The organism is Soehngenia longivitae (assembly GCF_004684055.1).
Taxonomy (GTDB): Bacteria; Bacillota; Clostridia; order Tissierellales; family Tissierellaceae; genus Soehngenia; species Soehngenia longivitae.
In genome coordinates, this window is the sequence record NZ_SRIB01000003.1 from 104,513 (window position 1) to 122,004 (window position 17,492).

Genomic DNA, 17,492 nt, shown 5'->3' on the forward strand with positions numbered 1-17,492 from the left:
TGCTTCTCTAAAGAGGGGATAAGATGAAAACAATTGGAATAATAGCAAATCCAGCTTCAGGCAAAGATATAAGAAGATTAGTATCTCATGCTACTGTTGTTGATAACAATGAGAAAATTAATATAGTTAAGAGAATAATTTTAGCATCACAAGGTACTGGGGTAGAGAATATATATATAATGCCTGATACCTTTTTAATAGGGCATAAGGCTATAGAGGATTTAAAATTATCAAAGGAACTTAAAATACCAGTTGATATTTTAAGTATGAAAATTCAAGGAAACTTAAATGACACAATCAGAGCAGCTGAACTGCTCGAGGAACTAGAAGTAGGTGTAATAGTGGTTTTAGGTGGGGATGGTACTTTAAGAGCAGTAGCTAAAGGGAATTCTAATATTCCAGTTATTGGCATTTCAACTGGTACTAACAATGTATACCCAAGGATGATAGAAGGCACTGTAGCTGGTATGGCTGCATCAGCTATTGCAACAAACATGTGCGACAAATACAACTCATGTATTAGAGATAAGAGAATAGAGATTTATAAAGGATCAAAATTATTGGATATAGCCTTGGTAGACTGTGTTATATCTAAGCAGACATATGTAGGATCTAGAGCGATATGGAATGAAGAAGATATTGTAAAAGTAATAGTGTCTAATGCTCATCCTGCTGCTATTGGATTTTCAACTATAGTAGGTGTAAGAAAAATAATATCAGATAAAGATGATTTTGGAGCCTGTGTAAATTTAAATGTTGGAGACAAATATTATCTAGCACCAATTGCTGCTGGGACCATGAAAACTATAAAACTTGATGAACCTACAATCCACAAAGTCGATGAAAGATTTGATTTAGAATTTGATTTCAACGGAATTATGGCTCTCGATGGTGAAAGGGAAATTCCATTTAAGATTGGCGAGTCATATGGATTTAAGATAACTAGAAATGGACCCATAAGGGTGAACATAAGAAAGACTATTGAATCTGCACAAGAAATAGGATTCTTTGCTTGTAAATAAGGGGGATTGTCATGGCTAAAATTATTGTAATGCCAAAACTAGGTTTAACAATGAAAAAAGGGAAAATAGTAAAATGGTATAAAAAAGAAAATGAAGAAGTAAAAAAAGGAGATAAATTATTTAGTATAGAAACTGACAAATTGACAAATGATTATGTAGCCGATGAAGAAGGTCTATTATTAAAAATTATAGAAAACGAAAACAGCACTGTAGATTGTTTAAAACCAGTAGCTATTATTGGAAATGCAGGAGAAGATATTTCTAATTTAATAGAAGTAAAACCAAATACAGAACCTATGCAAGAAAAAGATGATAAAACACCAATAAAATCTGTTGAAGTAGAAACAAAATCTGAAGAAAAAGTAAAGATTTCACCTGTAGCAAAAAAACTTGCTATAGAGAACAAGATAGATTTTACAAAGATAAAAGGTTCAGGTCCAAACGGAAGAATAGTGCTTGAAGACATAGAAAAGGTATTAGAAAATAAAAATCAGATTAAGATGACTCCTACTGCTAAGGTAATTGCCGAAAGTGCTGGAGTAGACATTGCTGAATTAAATAAAGATGAGAGAATTAATAAAGAAGATGTATTGAGGTATAACCTCAACAAAGCATATGAAAATATAGTTCAACCAATTGATAAGAGAATTCCAATGAGCACGATGAGAAAAATCATATCCGAGAGAATGTCTCAAAGTGCATTTACAGCACCAACTGTAAATTATACTATTCCTATTGACGTGACAAAATTAAAGGAAATAAAGGAAGAAATATCAAAAGAATATAAAATTACTTACACCGATCTGATTGTAAAAATAACTTCAGCAGTACTATTAGATTTTCCACTTCTAAATAGCTCTATTGATGGGGAAGAGATAATAACACGAAACTATGTAAATATGGGTGTAGCAGTAGCATTAGAAGAAGGGTTATTAGTTCCAGTTGTCAAAAATAGTCACATCAAATCTTTAAAACAGATTTCTTTAGAAATAAAAGATCTCACTTACAGAGCAAAGACGAATCAATTGACAACGGATGAGCTAGATGGTGGAACATTTACAATAACAAATATTGGGAAGTTTGGCGTAGAAAGTTTTACACCTATAATTAATCAGCCACAGTCAGCTATTTTAGGAATAAATGCCATAATTGACAAAGCAATAGTTAAAAATGAACAAATTTATGTAACACCAGTTATGAATTTGTCTTTAACAGCTGATCATAGGACGGTTGACGGAGCAGTAGCAGCTCAATTTTTACAAAAATTAAAACTAGCTCTTGAGAACCCAATAGCTATGCTAGTGAGGTGATTAGATGAAAGTAGCTGTATTAGGAGCTGGACCTGGTGGATATGTATGCGCAATTAGATTGGCTCAATTAGGAGCTGAGGTAACAGTCATTGAAGACAAACATATAGGTGGAGTGTGCTTGAATAAAGGATGCATACCAACTAAAGTTTTACTTCATTCAACAGAAATATTTCATTTATTAAACAATGAGAGTTCTTCATTGGGATTAAAAATGGATAATTTAAAAATTGATTACGAGTTGTTGAGTACAAGGAAAAACTTAGTAGTAACTCAACTAGTTGAAGGGGTTAAATCTCTATTTGATTCTAACAATATAGAATTTATAAATGGCAGAGGAAAACTGATTAACAACAACGAAATAGAGATTACGACCCCTTATGGTATAAAATGTTTGAAATTTGATAGAATTGTAATTGCAACTGGCTCAAGGCCAACGATTATACCAATTGAAGGAAATAAATTAGAGAATGTATTTACAAGTGATGAATTGCTTAAGATTGATTATATCCCTGACAGCATATTAATTATAGGCGGAGGAGTCATAGGAGTAGAATTTGCAAATATATATTCTAACCTTGGAACCAAAGTTACAATTGTAGAAATGCTACCTAATTTAGTAGCAAATATGGATTATGAAATAGTATCTTACCTTGAAGAAAGTTTAAAAGAGAAAAATGTCAATATATATAAAAATACAAAAGTAATGAGCATTTCTAAAAATGGAAAAGAACTCAGGTCAGAAATAGATACAGGGGATAGATCATTTTATGTTAATTCTGACCTTGTTTTAATGGCAACAGGCAGACGACCTAACATTGAAGACATAGGATTAGAGCAATTAGGCATTAAGTTTAGTAATAAAGGCATTGAAACAGATGAATTATTTAAAACAAACATTGAAAATATTTACGCTATTGGAGATTGCACAAATGGGATTCAATTGGCTCATCAAGCATCTAGTGCAGGGATTGCAGTTGCAGACAGTATTTGTGGCAAATATGCTCATATTGATTTTAATACCATCCCATTTTGTGTTTATACTAAACCCGAATTAGCAGGTGTAGGAATTACCGAACAAGAAGCCCAAAAGAATAAATTGAATTATAGAGTTGGTAAATTCCCGTTGTATGGCAATAGCAAAGCTGTGATTAATGGAGACACTCAAGGAATAGTAAAGATAATAATTGATAGTGATACAAAAGAGGTATTAGGAATGCACATTGCAGGTTTGAACGCAACTGAATTAATAGAAATTGGAGGGCTAGCGATAAAGCTTGAAGCGACTGCAAACGAACTTGTAAATATGATATTTGCTCACCCAACAGCGAGCGAATCCATTCATGAAGCGAGTATGGATGCAATTGATAGAGCTATACACAACATATATTAAAGTGAGTGATTCTTAATCACTCACTTTTTTTAGCTGGACAAATTTGGGTATAATTCATAGGGAGATACAAAAACTGTGGCAAAATACTGTGACAAATGAAAGATTTTATGCTATAATTATTCACGTATTAAAAACTAATTAGTTAGTTAAACAATCAAATAAAAATACAAGTTCTAATCAAAGAGCAAGGAGGGTTTATATGGCAAAAAAATATGTATATTCGTTTAAAGAAGGTTCAAAGGAAATGAAATCCCTGCTAGGTGGGAAAGGCTCTAACTTAGCTGAAATGACAAATCTTGGATTACCAGTTCCTCCTGGATTTACAATTACAACTGAAGCTTGTCTTAGGTTCTATGACGAAAAAGAACAATTATGGCCTGAACTTCTAGAAGAGGTTTATGAGCATTTAAGAGAAGTGGAAGAGCAAACTGGGAAAAAATTCTCTGACACAGAGAATCCTTTACTTGTATCAGTAAGATCTGGTGCGGTTTTCTCTATGCCTGGTATGATGGATACTATCTTAAACTTGGGGTTAAATGATGTATCCGTTAAAGGTCTTGCAAAGTCAACTGGCAATGAGAGATTTGCATATGACAGTTACAGAAGATTTATTCAAATGTTCTCTGACATTGCAATGGGACTTTCCAAATCAAAATTTGATGCGATATTAGATGGATTAAAAGAAGAAAAGAACGCATCATTAGATACCGACTTAAATGCAGATGACATGAAAGTCTTAGTTGAAAGATACAAAGAGCTTTACAAAAAAGAAATGAATGAGGACTTCCCACAAGAACCAATGAAACAATTAGAATTAGCTATAAAAGCGGTATTTGCTTCTTGGAACAACCCTAGAGCTATCGTTTATAGGAGATTAAATGAGATCCCTAATGATTTGGGAACAGCAGTAAATGTTCAATCAATGGTATATGGCAATATGGGAGAAACATCAGGAACTGGAGTAGCGTTTACAAGAAATCCAGCTACTGGAGAGAATAAATTATATGGAGAATTTCTAGTAAATGCTCAAGGGGAAGATGTTGTTGCTGGTATAAGAACACCTAAGCCTATTTTAGAATTAGCTGAAGTTATGCCAGAAGCTTACCAAGAACTACAAAGAATCGCTCATATATTAGAAGCACATTATAGAGATATGCAAGATGTTGAATTCACAATTGAAAAAGGGAAGCTTTACATGCTTCAGACAAGAAATGGGAAAAGAACAGCTCATGCTGCTATAAATGTTGCTGTTGACTTAGTAGATGAAGGGGTTATATCAAAAGAAGAGGCAATCCTAAGAATTGAACCAAATCAACTAGACCAACTACTACACCCATCATTTGACGAAAAAGTGCTTAAAGCATCTAATCCTATTGCAAAAGGACTTCCAGCATCACCTGGAGCTGCATCTGGAAAAGTTTATTTTACAGCTGAAGAAGCTGTAGAAGCATCAAAGAGAGGCGAAAAGGTTGTTTTAGTTAGACAAGAAACTTCGCCTGAAGACATTGAAGGAATGGTTTTAGCAGAAGGAATTTTAACTGCTAGAGGCGGAATGACATCACATGCTGCTGTAGTTGCAAGAGGAATGGGGAAATGCTGTGTAGCTGGCTGTAGTGATATTAGAGTTGATGAAGAAGCAAAAGAAATTAGATCTAATTCTCTAGTTATAAGAGAAGGAGAATTTATCTCTATAGATGGTTCAACAGGAAATGTTTATTTAGGAGAAATACCAAAAGTTCAAACTGAATTATCTGGTAAATTTGGGATTTTTATGTCTTGGGTTGACGAAACAAGAAGACTCAAAGTCCGAACAAATGCTGACACACCTAGGGATGCTGCTGCAGCCGTTAGGTTTGGAGCTGAAGGAATAGGCTTATGTAGAACTGAGCACATGTTCTTCGATGAAGCAAGAATTCCTGCTGTCAGAAGAATGATAGTTTCTAAATCATTAGAACAAAGAGAAAAAGCATTAGCAGAATTATTGCCATTACAAAGAAAAGATTTTTATGAAATCTACAAAGTCATGGGAGAAAGACCTGTAACTATAAGATTGTTAGATCCACCATTGCATGAATTTTTGCCAAACAGAAAATCAGATATTGAAGCATTAGCTCAATCAATGGGAATGGAATATAAAGAATTAGCTGATAGAATTGAAGAATTGCATGAACTAAACCCAATGCTTGGACATAGAGGATGTAGGTTAGCTGTAACTTATCCTGAAATTTACAGAATGCAAGTTAGGGCTATAATTGAAGCTGCGTTGGATTTGAAACAAAATGATAACATGCAAGTAATCCCTGAGATTATGATTCCATTAGTAGGAACAAAAGCTGAATTAGCATATGTCAAGAAGGAAGTTGAAGACGAAATAAAGAAAGTATTTGGAGAAAGAAATGATTCATTAGAGTATTTAGTAGGTACAATGATTGAGATACCTAGAGCTTGTGTGACTGCTGATGATATAGCACATGAAGCTGAGTTCTTTAGCTTTGGAACAAACGACTTAACTCAGATGACTTTTGGATTCTCAAGAGATGACTCTGGTAAGTTTATAGAAGCTTATGTAGAAAAAGGTATTTTTAAGAAGAGCCCATTTGAAACTATTGACCAAGAAGGCGTTGGGAAATTGATGGAAATGGCAGTAGAGTTAGGGCGAAAGACCAGACCAGAAATTAAACTTGGCATTTGTGGAGAACACGGTGGCGAGCCAAATTCGGTTGAATTCTGCCATAGGATTGGATTGAACTATGTTTCATGTTCACCATATAGAGTTCCTATTGCAAGACTAGCTGCAGCTCAAGCTGTAATAAAAGAAAAAATGGATATACAAAGAGATAAATAGTTATAATATAAATCCCCTGTAATACTTGCAGGGGATTTATAAATTAAATGAATATTTAACTTTATTTGGGTATATATAAAAAAGACTCTATTTGCTTAAATGAGTTAAATACTTTTTTGGAGATTATTAATGGCAAAAAAAAATAACAATAATTTATTTAACTATAAAAAAATAATACCTGCAATATTGATAATAGCTGGAATAATTATATATTTAATATTTGGTGAAGAAATTACAGTTGACAATATACTCAATATGTCCCCTATAAATAGGGCTGTTGCCAGCATTTTTATTTTAATACTATATTTAATAAAATCCGTGTCAATAGTAGGACCGATAATGGCACTGTACATAGCTTCTGGATTAATTTTCCCACTATATTTGGCAATACCTTTAAATATCTTAGGAGTAGCAATAGGCTTAACCTATTCGTATAGAATTGGATATTCATCTGGAGATTTTTTAAAGGAAAAGATTTTATCAAGATATGAGAAATTAAATGAATTTTACTCTGTTGTAAAAGATAATGAATGGTTTTCTGCATTTATCATAAGGATAGTTGGCATATTACCTCATGATATAGTTAATATGTTTTTTGGATCACTTCGAATTTCATATTATAAATATATGACAGCATCGATTATTGGTTTAATGCCAATGTTGATTATCTCTACTGTCATCGGAAGGACAATAACTGATCCAACTTCACCAGAGTTTTTATTAGCAATTATTATGAGAGTTGTTTTGTCTATTGGTGCAGCGCTAATTTATAGGGCGATTTTAAACAAAGCAAAGAAATCAACAAAGGAGGATAAAATTGAATAAAATAATTGGGTTTATTGGTGCTGGTAATATGGGAGAAGCAATGATTAGAAAGCTCATAGAGTATGATGATTTTAAAAACGAAAATATTATTGCAACTGCAAAAACAGTTGAAACAAGAAATAAAATAAAGAATACATACAATATAAAAGTACTAGAAAACACAAGTGAAGTTGCAAAATATGCGGATTATTTAGTACTTGCTGTTAAGCCACACCAATATGAAAACATATTGAATGAAATAAGAGGATCATTAAAGGAAAATGCTATAGTTATATCAATTGCAGCGGGCATAAGCTCAAACTTCATGAGAAAAAACCTAAACAAAAATACTAAATTTGTAAACATAATGCCAAATACTCCTGTGATGGTAGGTGAAGGGATGATTGCATTATATGCTAATGAAAGTTTAGATACAAATGATATTAATGACTTGTTGTCAATATTTAGTATTTTTGGTAAAGTAGAAGTTGTAGAAGAAGATTTAATGGATGCAGTTACAGCAGTAAGTGGGTCTTCACCTGCATTTGTATATGTGATGATTGAATCTATGGCTGATGCAGCTGTACTTATGGGGATGAAAAGGGATGTAGCGTACACTTTTGCAGCACAAGCTGTTTTAGGTGCCGCTAAAATGGTTCTAGAAACAAAAGAACATCCAGGTATATTAAAAGATAAAGTGTGTTCGCCTGGAGGTACTACTATCGAAGGAATAAAAGAATTGGAAGAAAAGAACTTTCGTGCTGCTGTGATTGATGCTTCAGTAGCAGTAGCAAAGAAAAGCAAGAGCATGAATAAATAAGGAGGGATTTGATTGAAAAGCAGATATGTTGCAGGTATTATTTTAATCATTCTAGGAGTTTTATTTCTTTTAGATGAATTCGATATATTTTATTTTGGGGATATACTGAGGACTTATTGGCCCCTATTAATAGTATTATATGGGCTTGGCTCTTTATTTGACAAAACAAAATCTAAACTATTTAGTGCAATAGTTTTAGTATTTGGAGTAATTATCCAATTAAATAAGCTTAATTACTTAAACAAAGGAATTATGAGTTATTTTTTACCTTCAGTTTTGATTATCGTAGGGTTAAATATGATATTTGAGAGTGAAAAAAATAAAAAAAAAATAAAGGTTGATTTTGACACATCTGACTTTGAAAAAAACACAGTCAAGGAAAATTTTATATCTCACACTGCTTTATTCTCAGGATTGGAATTGAAAGTTATCAATGATGATTTTGCAGGAGCTAAATTAAATGCAATTTTTGGGGGAATTGAGATAGATTTAACAAACGTAAAAACCACAAAAAATATTATCGTAATAGAGGCTAATGCAGTATTTGGAGGAATAGAAATCAATATACCAAAAGATTGGAATGTAAAAATAGAAGGGACACCATTATTTGGTGGATATTCTATGAATCATAAAAGACCTTTTGTTGAAAATGCTCCTACTGTAGTTTTCAAAGGTTTAGCTTTGTTTGGTGGAGTAGAAATAGAATAATACATCGACTTTGTTAAATTAAAAACATAGAATTTTCAAAAAATTCTTTTTTATGATATTGACATATGGTTTTAAGTGTAATATGATAAATTTAGTTAGATAATGAAATTTAACAAAGACATGAGATGAGAGAGTCTTTAAGTCCTCTTTCGTTTTATGTCTTTTTTTATAGTATAAGGAAATCGTTATTATTAGGAGGTGATTTTATGAGAAGAGTTGATTTGACTTTAGTTTTAGAAGAAAATCCTGTAATTGCAGCGATAAAAGGGAAAAACGATCTTGACTTAGCAATAAACTCAAATTGCCCAATAGTGTTTATATTAAACTCAGATATCATGGAGTATACATACATTGTGGAAAAGATACTAAAAGCAAATAAGTACCCATTTATTCATTTAGATATGTTAACTGGTTTAGCATCAAATCCGATCGTAGTGGATTTCATACATGAAAAATTCAATGGTAAATGTGGAGTTATAACGACAAAAAACAACATAGCTGAAGCAGCAGTACAAAGGGATTTAAGAGTTGTACAAAGGCTTTTTGTAATAGATTCTCTTTCCATTGAAATGAATATTAAAAACATTAAAAAAGTAAATCCGGATTTAGTCGAAGTTATGCCGGGTGTTATACCAAAAGCAATAAATAAAATCAAAAAAGAGATTCCAAATATCAATGTAATAGGTGGTGGGTTAATAGAAACTAAAAATGAAATATACGAATGCCTAAAAGCCGGGGGAATTGCTGTTTCTACAACGAAGAAAGAACTTTGGAATTCTTAATATTTTAGGAGGATACAATGGAAAAAACTGTTTATAGCTACATTAAAGCAATGAGGGACATAATTGTTGAAAATAAAGATTTTCTTACTCAATTAGATGCAGAAATAGGAGATGCTGATCATGGTACTAATATGGCGAGAGGTTTTAATGCTGTAGTAGAAAAGTTAAGCGAGGAAGATTTAGATTTAAAAAATGTGTTAAAGAAAGCAGGTATGGGCCTAATTTCTTCAGTGGGTGGTGCAAGTGGTCCACTATACGGAACAATGTTTTTAAAAGCAGCCAATGTAGCCGTAGATAATACTATGGATCCAAATGTACTATGTCAAATGTTTAAAGCAGCATTAGACGGAGTAAAGGAAAGAGGCAAGGCAACCAAAGGTGAAAAAACAATAATCGATGCTATGGAACCCGCATATGAAGCTTTTGTAGAAGTTATTGATTCTGGCGGAAGTGTACAACAAGCTTTAGAAAAAGCATTAGAAGCTGCAAAAGAAGGAGTGGAGTATACTAAAACAATAATTGCCACTAAAGGAAGGGCCAGCTATTTAGGGGAAAGATCTATAGGTCATCAAGACCCAGGAGCTACATCGTTTACATTGTTATTAGAATCTATTTTGAAGAATTATATGAAGTAAGGGGTGAATGAATGGTTGGTATTGTAATAGTTTCGCATAGCAATAAGATTTCAGAAGGCGTAGTTGATATGTGTAGAGAAATGGCAGGTAAAGAGCAAAAAATCATCTCAGCAGGTGGATTAGATGATTATAGTCTTGGAACAGATGCAGTAAAGATAGCAAATGCAATAGAAAATGCAGATTCAGGCGATGGAGTTTTAGTATTTGCTGATTTAGGCAGTGCAATACTTAGTACTGAAATGGCTATAGATATTTTAAAGGACAGTTCTAAAGATATAAGAGTTGAAATAGCTGATGCACCAATCGTTGAAGGAGCTATAGCAGGATCTATAGAAGCATATATTGGAGGAAATTTAGAGTCTTGCCTTACGAAAGCAGAAGAAGTAAAAATTTTTTCTAAATTAAATAAATAATGGAGGAGATAGGGTTTATGAAAAAATTAATCAATAATCCTGAAAATGCAGTAAATGAAATGCTAGAAGGTTTTGTTAAGGCATATCCACAATATGTAAAGAGATTAGAAGATTTAAATGTAATCGTTAGAAGTAATCCTAAAACTGGGAAAGTAGCTCTTGTTAGTGGTGGAGGAAGTGGGCATGAACCAGCTCATGCAGGATACGTTGGTGAAGGTATGCTAGATGCTGCAGTTGCCGGTGAAGTGTTTACATCTCCTACACCAGATCAGGTTTATGAAGCTATAAAAGCTGTAGATAATGGAAAAGGTGTATTATTGATAATTAAAAATTATACTGGCGATATAATGAATTTTGAAATGGCTAGCGATATGGCAAAAGATGAAGGGATTGAAGTAGAACAAGTCGTAGTAAATGATGATGTCGCAGTTGAAGATAGCACTTATACTACTGGCAGAAGAGGTATTGCCGGAACAATATTTGTCCATAAAATTGCGGGTGCAAAAGCAGAAATGGGTGGCAGTTTGCAAGAAGTAAAAAATGTAGCTGAGAAGGTAATTAAAAACGTTAAATCTATGGGAATGGCATTAACATCATGTACTTTGCCTGCAGTTGGCAAACCAAGTTTTACTTTAGGAGACAATGAAATGGAAATTGGCATTGGAATACACGGTGAGCCAGGTACACATAGAGATGAAATTAAGCCTGCTGATGAAATTGTGGATGAATTGCTAAATAAGATATTTGACAACCTTAAATTAGATAGCGGTGATGAAGTTGCTGTGATGGTAAATGGCATGGGAGCAACTCCTCTGATGGAGTTAAATATCGCTAATTCAAGAATAAATGATGTCATAGTGAATAAAGGGATTAAAATAGTCAGAACATATATAGGAAACTACATGACTTCTTTAGATATGGCTGGTTTTTCAATAACTTTACTAAAGTTAGACGATGAATTAAAAGAATTGTTATTGTATAAATCAAACACACCAGCTTTAGTTCAGTTTTAATTTTATAAACAATTTATTCCATGTATATCAAGGGTAAAGAAGAGAGAGAACCGTTGATAGGTTCTCTATTTTTTTGCTCTTATATAAATAAATATTGGAGGGGTATATATGTCAACATTTATGGCTGAATTAGTAGGTACAGCAATTTTAATCATCTTTGGTGGAGGCGTAGTAGCAGGAGTTTCTTTAAAACATTCTAAAGCTGCAAATGGTGGATGGATAGTTGTAACAGCTGCATGGGCGCTTGCAGTTGCAATGGCAGTATATGCTGTAGGAGACATTAGCGGTGCACACTTAAATCCTGCAGTTACAATTGGATTAGCAGTTATAGGATCATTCCCTTGGAGTGATGTATTACCTTACATTGCAGCACAATTTATTGGTGCATTCTTGGGAGCATGCATTGTTTACCTTGCATATTTGCCACACTGGGAGGCAACAGAAAGTCCAGAAGCAAAACTTGGCGTATTCTCAACAGCACCAGCTATAAGAAACACATTTGCAAATCTTTTAACTGAATTTATTGGCACTGCAGTATTGTTGTTTGGAATTTTGTTCATCGGAAGAAACGAAATATCACCTGGACTAGCACCTTTTATTACTGGACTTTTGATATTTGCTATTGGATTGTCACTAGGAGGACCTACTGGATATGCTATTAACCCTGCAAGAGATTTAGGCCCAAGAATAGCACATTTTGTTCTTCCAATAAAAGGAAAGGGAGGTTCTGACTGGGGATATGCATGGATACCAGTTGTTGGACCAATACTTGGAGGAATTTGTGGGGCATTGTTATTTAAGCTGATTTTTGGAATGTAATTTTTATATAATAATATTGGATTTAAAGTTTAGAATGGAGGGCTAAAATGAAAAATTATGTAATGGCATTTGACCAAGGTACCACTAGTTGTAGGGCAATATTGTTTGACAAAGATGGTAAAATAGTTGGTGTTTCACAGCAAGAATTTGCTCAAATTTATCCAAAACCAGGATGGGTTGAACATGATGCTATGGAGATATGGGGAACTCAAAGCGGTGTAGCAAGACAAGTTTTAGAGGTAAATGGCATAAGGCCAGATGAGATTGCAGCAATTGGGATTACTAACCAAAGAGAAACAACTGTAGTCTGGGATAAGAACACAGGAAGACCTGTTTACAATGCAATCGTATGGCAATGTAGAAGAACTGCTGATATATGTGAAGAGTTAAAAGCAAAGGGTTATGAGGATTTAGTCAGAGAAAAAACAGGACTTGTAATAGACGCATATTTTTCAGGAACAAAGATAAAATGGATATTAGACAATGTAGAAGGAGCTAGAGAAAAAGCTGAAAGAGGAGACTTATTATTTGGGACAATGGACACTTGGCTTATCTGGAATTTAACTAGAGGTAAAGTCCATGTAACTGACTATACAAATGCATCTCGTACAATGATTTTCAACATAAACACTCTAGAATGGGATGATGAGCTGTTAGAAATACTTAACATACCTAAATCAATGTTACCAGAAGTAAGACCTTCAAGTGAAATATATGGTACTACTGATGAAAGAACATTTGGAGGAGCAAATATTCCGATTGCTGGTGATGCTGGAGATCAACAAGCAGCACTTTTTGGCCAAGCTTGTTTTGAAGAAGGAATGGCTAAGAACACTTATGGTACAGGATGCTTTTTACTCATGAATACAGGAGAAAAACCAGTAAAATCAGATAATGGTCTTTTGACAACTATTGCTTGGGGAATAGATGGAAAAGTAAATTATGCATTAGAAGGAAGTATATTTATTGCTGGTGCCGCAATTCAATGGTTGAGAGATGAATTGAAATTAATTTATGATTCACCACAAAGCGAATATTATGCAAAATTAGTTCCTGATACTAATGGTGTTTATGTAGTACCTGCTTTTACAGGACTTGGAGCACCTCACTGGGATATGTACGCAAGAGGAGCTATCTTGGGATTAACCAGAGGTGTAAAGAGAGAACATATTGTTAGAGCAACTCTTGAATCTATAGCTTATCAAACTAAAGACGTTATTAGAGCTATGGAAGAAGATTCAAAAATCAAATTAAACAGGTTAAAAGTTGATGGAGGCGCAAGTGCTAACGATTTCTTAATGCAATTCCAAGCAGATATATTAGGAGTGCCTGTAGATCGACCAAAAGTATCAGAAACTACAGCTCAAGGAGCAGCTTACCTTGCTGGATTAGCTGTTGGATTCTGGAAAGATAAAAAAGAGATTGAAGACAAATGGGAGCTAGATAAAACATTTGAAGTAAATATGGAATCAGAAAAGAGACAAAAGCTATACAGCAAATGGTTAAAAGCTGTAGAAAGGTCTAAAGACTGGGAAAGAGATTAATAGCGAGGTAATGGATATGTACGATTGTTTAATTATAGGTGCGGGTGTGGTAGGTGCTGCCACAGCCCGCGAACTATCAAAATATGATTTAAAAATAGCAGTACTAGAAAAAGGGACAGAAGTTTGCCAAGGAACGAGTAAATCAAATAGCGCTATAGTCCATGGCGGATATGACGCTACTCATGGCTCTTTAAAAGCGAAACTAAACGTAAGAGGCGAAAAATTATTTGAAACTTTATCAAAAGAACTAAACATCCCCTTTGACAAATGTGGTTCTTTAGTGCTAGCTTTTAATGAAGAAGATGAGAAGAAGTTACAAGAACTATATGAGAATGGACTTAAAAATGGCGTAGAAGGATTAAAAATCATTGACAAAGACGAAATATTAATGATGGAACCACATGTTTCTAAAGAGGTAACTAAAGCGTTGTACTGTAGTGAAGCTGGAATTGTTTGCCCTTTCAATGCAACTTTTGCTTTTATTGAAAATGCTATGGACAATGGAGTGGAGTTGTTTTTAGATGAAAAAGTTATAGAAATAGAAAAAAATGACGACGCAATTTTAGTGCGCACTGAAAAAGGTAGCGAATTTCAAACAAAAATTCTAATTAACTCTGCTGGACTGTATTCAGATGAAATAGCAAGCCTTGCAGGAGACACAGAATTTACAGTAAAACCAAGAAGAGGAGAATACAGAATTTTAGACAAAAAGGTTTCAGATATTGTAAAACATGTTATTTTTACTACTCCTACTAAAGCTGGGAAGGGAATATTAGTTTCTCCAACTGTTCATGGCAATATAATTGTTGGACCAACGTCAGACCCTGTAGAAGATAAGGAGGACACAAGAACTACTGATTCTGGAATAAGCAAAGTTGATGAGGTTGCACGAAAGCTTGTGCCTGAGTTGGCATTGAATGAAACAATCAGATTGTTTTCTGGCTTAAGGGCTTCTATATCACAAGGTGATTTTTTGATATATGAATCTAAAAATATCAAAGGAATGATAAACCTAGGTGGAATAGACTCTCCCGGTTTAGCTTCATCGCCTGCTATAGCCGAGGAAGTACGTGATTTTGTTTCAAGGCATTTAGATTTAGTAGAAAAGAAAAATTTCATCAAAGAAAGAAAAGCAATACCACACTTTAACGATTTGAGTGACGTAGAAAAAGAGGAAATACTCAAAAAGAATCCAAATTATAAGAGAATAATTTGCAGATGTGAAATGATAACAGAAGGAGAAATAATAGAAGCTATTCACAGAAATGCAGGAGCTAGGACTGTAGATGGCATTAAAAGGAGAGTAAGGCCAGGGTCAGGGAGATGCCAAGGAGGATTTTGTGGTCCGAGAATACTAGAGATACTCTCTCGAGAGTTAGGAATTCCTGTAGAAGAAGTATTAAAGGAAGGCCAAGGCTCAAATATTGTTATTGGGAGAACTAAAGGGGTGCTTTAAATGGAATATGATTGCATAGTAATCGGAGGAGGTCCAGCAGGACTTGCAGCTGCTATTGAAGCAAAAGACAATGGAGCTGATAAGACATGTATAATAGAAAGAGATAGAGAGCTAGGGGGCATTTTGAATCAATGCATTCACAATGGATTTGGTTTGCATGAATTTAAAGAAGAACTTACGGGCCCAGAATATGCATACAGGTTTATAGAAGAAGTGTTAAAAAGAGATATAGATGTATATTTAAACACCATGGTAATGGATATATCGAAAGACAAAGAAGTAGTTGCACTTGGTGATAGAGGATTGATGAACTTCAAAGCAAAATCAATTGTATTGGCTATGGGATGCAGGGAAAGAACTGCAGGAGCTATAGGGGTTAAAGGTTTTAGACCATCTGGAGTATACAATGCGGGGATGGCACAGAGATTAATTAATATGGAGGGATATCTCGTAGGCAAAGAGGTAGTCATATATGGTTCAGGCGATATTGGACTCATAATGGCAAGAAGAATGACTCTAGAAGGAGCTAAAGTGAAAGCAGTTGTTGAGATTATGCCTCATTCAAGTGGACTTAATAGAAATATTCATCAATGTTTAAATGATTTTGACATACCGCTTTTATTAAGCCATAAAGTAGCAGAAATTCATGGGAAAAATAGAGTTGAGGGTGTCACGATAGCAGAAGTTGATAACAAATTTAATGAGATTGAAGGCACACGAGAATATATAAGCTGTGACACATTGCTTTTGTCAGTTGGACTTATTCCGGAAAATGAATTAAGTCAAAAAGCTGAAGTGAGTTTAGACCCTAGAACAAAAGGAGCATTTGTTGACAGCAATATGCAAACAGAAATACCAGGTATTTTTTCATGTGGGAATGTACTACACGTACATGATATAGTGGATTTCGTGACAAGAGAAAGCAGGATTGCAGGGAAAAACGCAGCTAGATTTGCAAGGGGAGAATTAAACAACAAAAAATACGTAGATGTATATCCTGGAGATAAGCTCATTTATGTACTTCCTCAAAAGATAGCTCTTGATGATGAAAATGGAGCATTGATATGCTTTAGAAGTAGAAAAATATATCGAAATCCAATTGTAAAGATTTATACAGAAGACAAAGTATTAAAAGAAAAAAAGTACAAGATTATAGTTCCTTCTGAAATGATACAAATACCTTTAAAAAATGATGTGATTAAGAATATAAATGGAAGTATAAGAGTTGATATTGAAGGTGAAGAAAATGATTAGAGATATTACGTGTATCGCTTGCCCAGTGGGATGTGAAATGAGAGTTGAAGATACAGAAAATGGATATTTAATAACTGGATATACTTGTGCTAGAGGTAAAGAATACGCTCTACAAGAAATTACAGATCCAAGGAGAATTTTAACTTCTACTATTGCCGTAGAAGGAGGTATATTACCTGTGCTTCCGGTAAAAACAGATAAAGGTATTCCAAAAGATATGATATTCAAATGTATGGAAGAGATAAATAAAATAAAAGTAAAAGCCCCAATATCTTCAGGAGATATAGTATTAGAAAATGTATTAAATACTGGGGCTAATGTAGTCGCTACTAGAAACATACCTAGTAGAAAATGAGTTAATTTAAAGCATATCATGGAGATGGGAGAGAGATATGCTTATTTTGTTGACTTATATTTTAAATAAAAACCACTTGCAGGTTGTAAGTTCATACTTTAATTCAAATATTCTTTTTAAATCATCAATGATACCTTCACATCTGTATATAACCATTTTATTGCCTGCTATTTTTTCTTCTTCTTTGAAGATAATCTTATCTATTTTTACAACAGAACTTGTTTTATCCTCAGATTCTATTCTAAATCTCAAAGGGATTGGATGATTTGTATTGTTAAACCATGCTATCATTTCAATGGGTTTCATAACTATTTTCATAATA

At 33.8% G+C, this 17,492-nt stretch carries 17 protein-coding genes; 16 read left to right on the forward strand and 1 reads right to left on the reverse strand.

The annotated features are described in order from the left end of the window. Nucleotides 1–23 precede the first annotated feature (23 nt). The 16 genes from E4100_RS03295 (at nucleotide 24) to E4100_RS03370 (ending at nucleotide 17,170) form a co-directional block, all read left to right on the forward strand. Nucleotides 24–1,022: an ATP-NAD kinase family protein gene (locus tag E4100_RS03295; RefSeq protein WP_135270617.1), complete on the forward strand. Its 999-nt coding sequence runs from the start codon at nucleotides 24–26 to the stop codon at nucleotides 1,020–1,022. Between the two features lie 11 nt (nucleotides 1,023–1,033). Then, nucleotides 1,034–2,332, forward strand: a complete 1,299-nt coding sequence (locus E4100_RS03300) for a dihydrolipoamide acetyltransferase family protein (RefSeq protein ID WP_135270618.1) — start codon at nucleotides 1,034–1,036, stop codon at nucleotides 2,330–2,332. 4 nt (nucleotides 2,333–2,336) lie between these two features. After that, complete coding sequence (gene lpdA, locus E4100_RS03305; RefSeq protein WP_135270619.1) at nucleotides 2,337–3,722, forward strand: dihydrolipoyl dehydrogenase; 1,386 nt, start codon at nucleotides 2,337–2,339, stop codon at nucleotides 3,720–3,722. A gap of 199 nt (nucleotides 3,723–3,921) precedes the next feature. After that, nucleotides 3,922–6,567 carry a pyruvate, phosphate dikinase gene (ppdK, locus tag E4100_RS03310; RefSeq protein WP_135270620.1) on the forward strand — a complete coding sequence of 882 codons (2,646 nt, stop codon included), beginning with the start codon at nucleotides 3,922–3,924 and terminating at the stop codon, nucleotides 6,565–6,567. A gap of 129 nt (nucleotides 6,568–6,696) precedes the next feature. After that, nucleotides 6,697–7,392 (forward strand): TVP38/TMEM64 family protein, encoded by a 696-nt coding sequence (locus E4100_RS03315; RefSeq protein ID WP_135270621.1) that lies wholly within the window; start codon nucleotides 6,697–6,699, stop codon nucleotides 7,390–7,392. Beyond that, complete coding sequence (proC, locus tag E4100_RS03320) at nucleotides 7,385–8,191, forward strand: pyrroline-5-carboxylate reductase (RefSeq protein ID WP_135270622.1); 807 nt, start codon at nucleotides 7,385–7,387, stop codon at nucleotides 8,189–8,191. The genes E4100_RS03315 and proC overlap by 8 nt, the downstream gene beginning before the upstream one ends. A gap of 12 nt (nucleotides 8,192–8,203) precedes the next feature. Beyond that, entirely contained in the window at nucleotides 8,204–8,899 is a 696-nt protein-coding gene (locus tag E4100_RS03325) for a LiaF transmembrane domain-containing protein (RefSeq protein WP_135270623.1), read from the forward strand. A 206-nt stretch (nucleotides 8,900–9,105) separates the two neighbouring features. Beyond that, nucleotides 9,106–9,681 carry a glycerol-3-phosphate responsive antiterminator gene (locus E4100_RS03330; RefSeq protein ID WP_135270624.1) on the forward strand — a complete coding sequence of 192 codons (576 nt, stop codon included), beginning with the start codon at nucleotides 9,106–9,108 and terminating at the stop codon, nucleotides 9,679–9,681. A 17-nt stretch (nucleotides 9,682–9,698) separates the two neighbouring features. Further along, nucleotides 9,699–10,316, forward strand: coding sequence for a dihydroxyacetone kinase subunit DhaL (gene dhaL / locus E4100_RS03335; RefSeq protein ID WP_135270625.1), 618 nt, complete (start codon nucleotides 9,699–9,701; stop codon nucleotides 10,314–10,316). Between the two features lie 11 nt (nucleotides 10,317–10,327). Next, entirely contained in the window at nucleotides 10,328–10,729 is a 402-nt protein-coding gene (gene dhaM / locus E4100_RS03340; protein WP_135270626.1) for a dihydroxyacetone kinase phosphoryl donor subunit DhaM, read from the forward strand. Nucleotides 10,730–10,746: 17 nt separating this feature from the next. Continuing rightward, nucleotides 10,747–11,742 carry a dihydroxyacetone kinase subunit DhaK gene (dhaK, locus tag E4100_RS03345; protein WP_135270627.1) on the forward strand — a complete coding sequence of 332 codons (996 nt, stop codon included), beginning with the start codon at nucleotides 10,747–10,749 and terminating at the stop codon, nucleotides 11,740–11,742. Between the two features lie 108 nt (nucleotides 11,743–11,850). Further along, entirely contained in the window at nucleotides 11,851–12,561 is a 711-nt protein-coding gene (locus tag E4100_RS03350; protein ID WP_135270628.1) for an MIP/aquaporin family protein, read from the forward strand. A gap of 47 nt (nucleotides 12,562–12,608) precedes the next feature. Further along, the gene (gene glpK, locus E4100_RS03355) at nucleotides 12,609–14,105 is read left to right on the forward strand and encodes a glycerol kinase GlpK (RefSeq protein WP_135270629.1); all 1,497 of its coding nucleotides are present in this window, start codon (nucleotides 12,609–12,611) and stop codon (nucleotides 14,103–14,105) included. Between the two features lie 16 nt (nucleotides 14,106–14,121). Continuing rightward, nucleotides 14,122–15,561, forward strand: a complete 1,440-nt coding sequence (locus E4100_RS03360) for an NAD(P)/FAD-dependent oxidoreductase (protein WP_135270630.1) — start codon at nucleotides 14,122–14,124, stop codon at nucleotides 15,559–15,561. After that, nucleotides 15,562–16,815: an NAD(P)/FAD-dependent oxidoreductase gene (locus E4100_RS03365; RefSeq protein ID WP_135270631.1), complete on the forward strand. Its 1,254-nt coding sequence runs from the start codon at nucleotides 15,562–15,564 to the stop codon at nucleotides 16,813–16,815. Beyond that, a complete protein-coding gene (locus tag E4100_RS03370) occupies nucleotides 16,808–17,170 on the forward strand; it encodes a DUF1667 domain-containing protein (RefSeq protein WP_135270632.1) in 363 nt (120 codons plus the stop codon). Before E4100_RS03365 ends, E4100_RS03370 begins: the two co-directional genes overlap by 8 nt. A 54-nt stretch (nucleotides 17,171–17,224) precedes the next feature. Here E4100_RS03370 and E4100_RS03375 read toward each other — a convergent pair whose 3' ends face one another. Continuing rightward, nucleotides 17,225–17,488, reverse strand: coding sequence for a hypothetical protein (locus tag E4100_RS03375; protein WP_135270633.1), 264 nt, complete (start codon nucleotides 17,486–17,488; stop codon nucleotides 17,225–17,227). Nucleotides 17,489–17,492 lie beyond the last annotated feature (4 nt).

Excerpts from the sequence above, each read along its gene's own strand:
- E4100_RS03360 (WP_135270630.1), top strand. The coding sequence starts at position 14,122 with ATGTACGATTGTTTAATTATAGGTGCGGGTGTGGTAGGTGCTGCCACA.
- dhaM (WP_135270626.1), top strand. The coding sequence starts at position 10,328 with ATGGTTGGTATTGTAATAGTTTCGCATAGCAATAAGATTTCAGAAGGC.
- E4100_RS03300 (WP_135270618.1), top strand. The coding sequence starts at position 1,034 with ATGGCTAAAATTATTGTAATGCCAAAACTAGGTTTAACAATGAAAAAA.
- E4100_RS03350 (WP_135270628.1), top strand. The coding sequence starts at position 11,851 with ATGTCAACATTTATGGCTGAATTAGTAGGTACAGCAATTTTAATCATC.
- E4100_RS03330 (WP_135270624.1), top strand. The coding sequence starts at position 9,106 with ATGAGAAGAGTTGATTTGACTTTAGTTTTAGAAGAAAATCCTGTAATT.
- E4100_RS03365 (WP_135270631.1), top strand. The coding sequence starts at position 15,562 with ATGGAATATGATTGCATAGTAATCGGAGGAGGTCCAGCAGGACTTGCA.
- ppdK (WP_135270620.1), top strand. The coding sequence starts at position 3,922 with ATGGCAAAAAAATATGTATATTCGTTTAAAGAAGGTTCAAAGGAAATG.
- dhaL (WP_135270625.1), top strand. The coding sequence starts at position 9,699 with ATGGAAAAAACTGTTTATAGCTACATTAAAGCAATGAGGGACATAATT.
- lpdA (WP_135270619.1), top strand. The coding sequence starts at position 2,337 with ATGAAAGTAGCTGTATTAGGAGCTGGACCTGGTGGATATGTATGCGCA.
- E4100_RS03315 (WP_135270621.1), top strand. The coding sequence starts at position 6,697 with ATGGCAAAAAAAAATAACAATAATTTATTTAACTATAAAAAAATAATA.
- glpK (WP_135270629.1), top strand. The coding sequence starts at position 12,609 with ATGAAAAATTATGTAATGGCATTTGACCAAGGTACCACTAGTTGTAGG.
- E4100_RS03375 (WP_135270633.1), bottom strand. The coding sequence starts at position 17,488 with ATGAAAATAGTTATGAAACCCATTGAAATGATAGCATGGTTTAACAAT.
- dhaK (WP_135270627.1), top strand. The coding sequence starts at position 10,747 with ATGAAAAAATTAATCAATAATCCTGAAAATGCAGTAAATGAAATGCTA.
- E4100_RS03295 (WP_135270617.1), top strand. The coding sequence starts at position 24 with ATGAAAACAATTGGAATAATAGCAAATCCAGCTTCAGGCAAAGATATA.
- E4100_RS03370 (WP_135270632.1), top strand. The coding sequence starts at position 16,808 with ATGATTAGAGATATTACGTGTATCGCTTGCCCAGTGGGATGTGAAATG.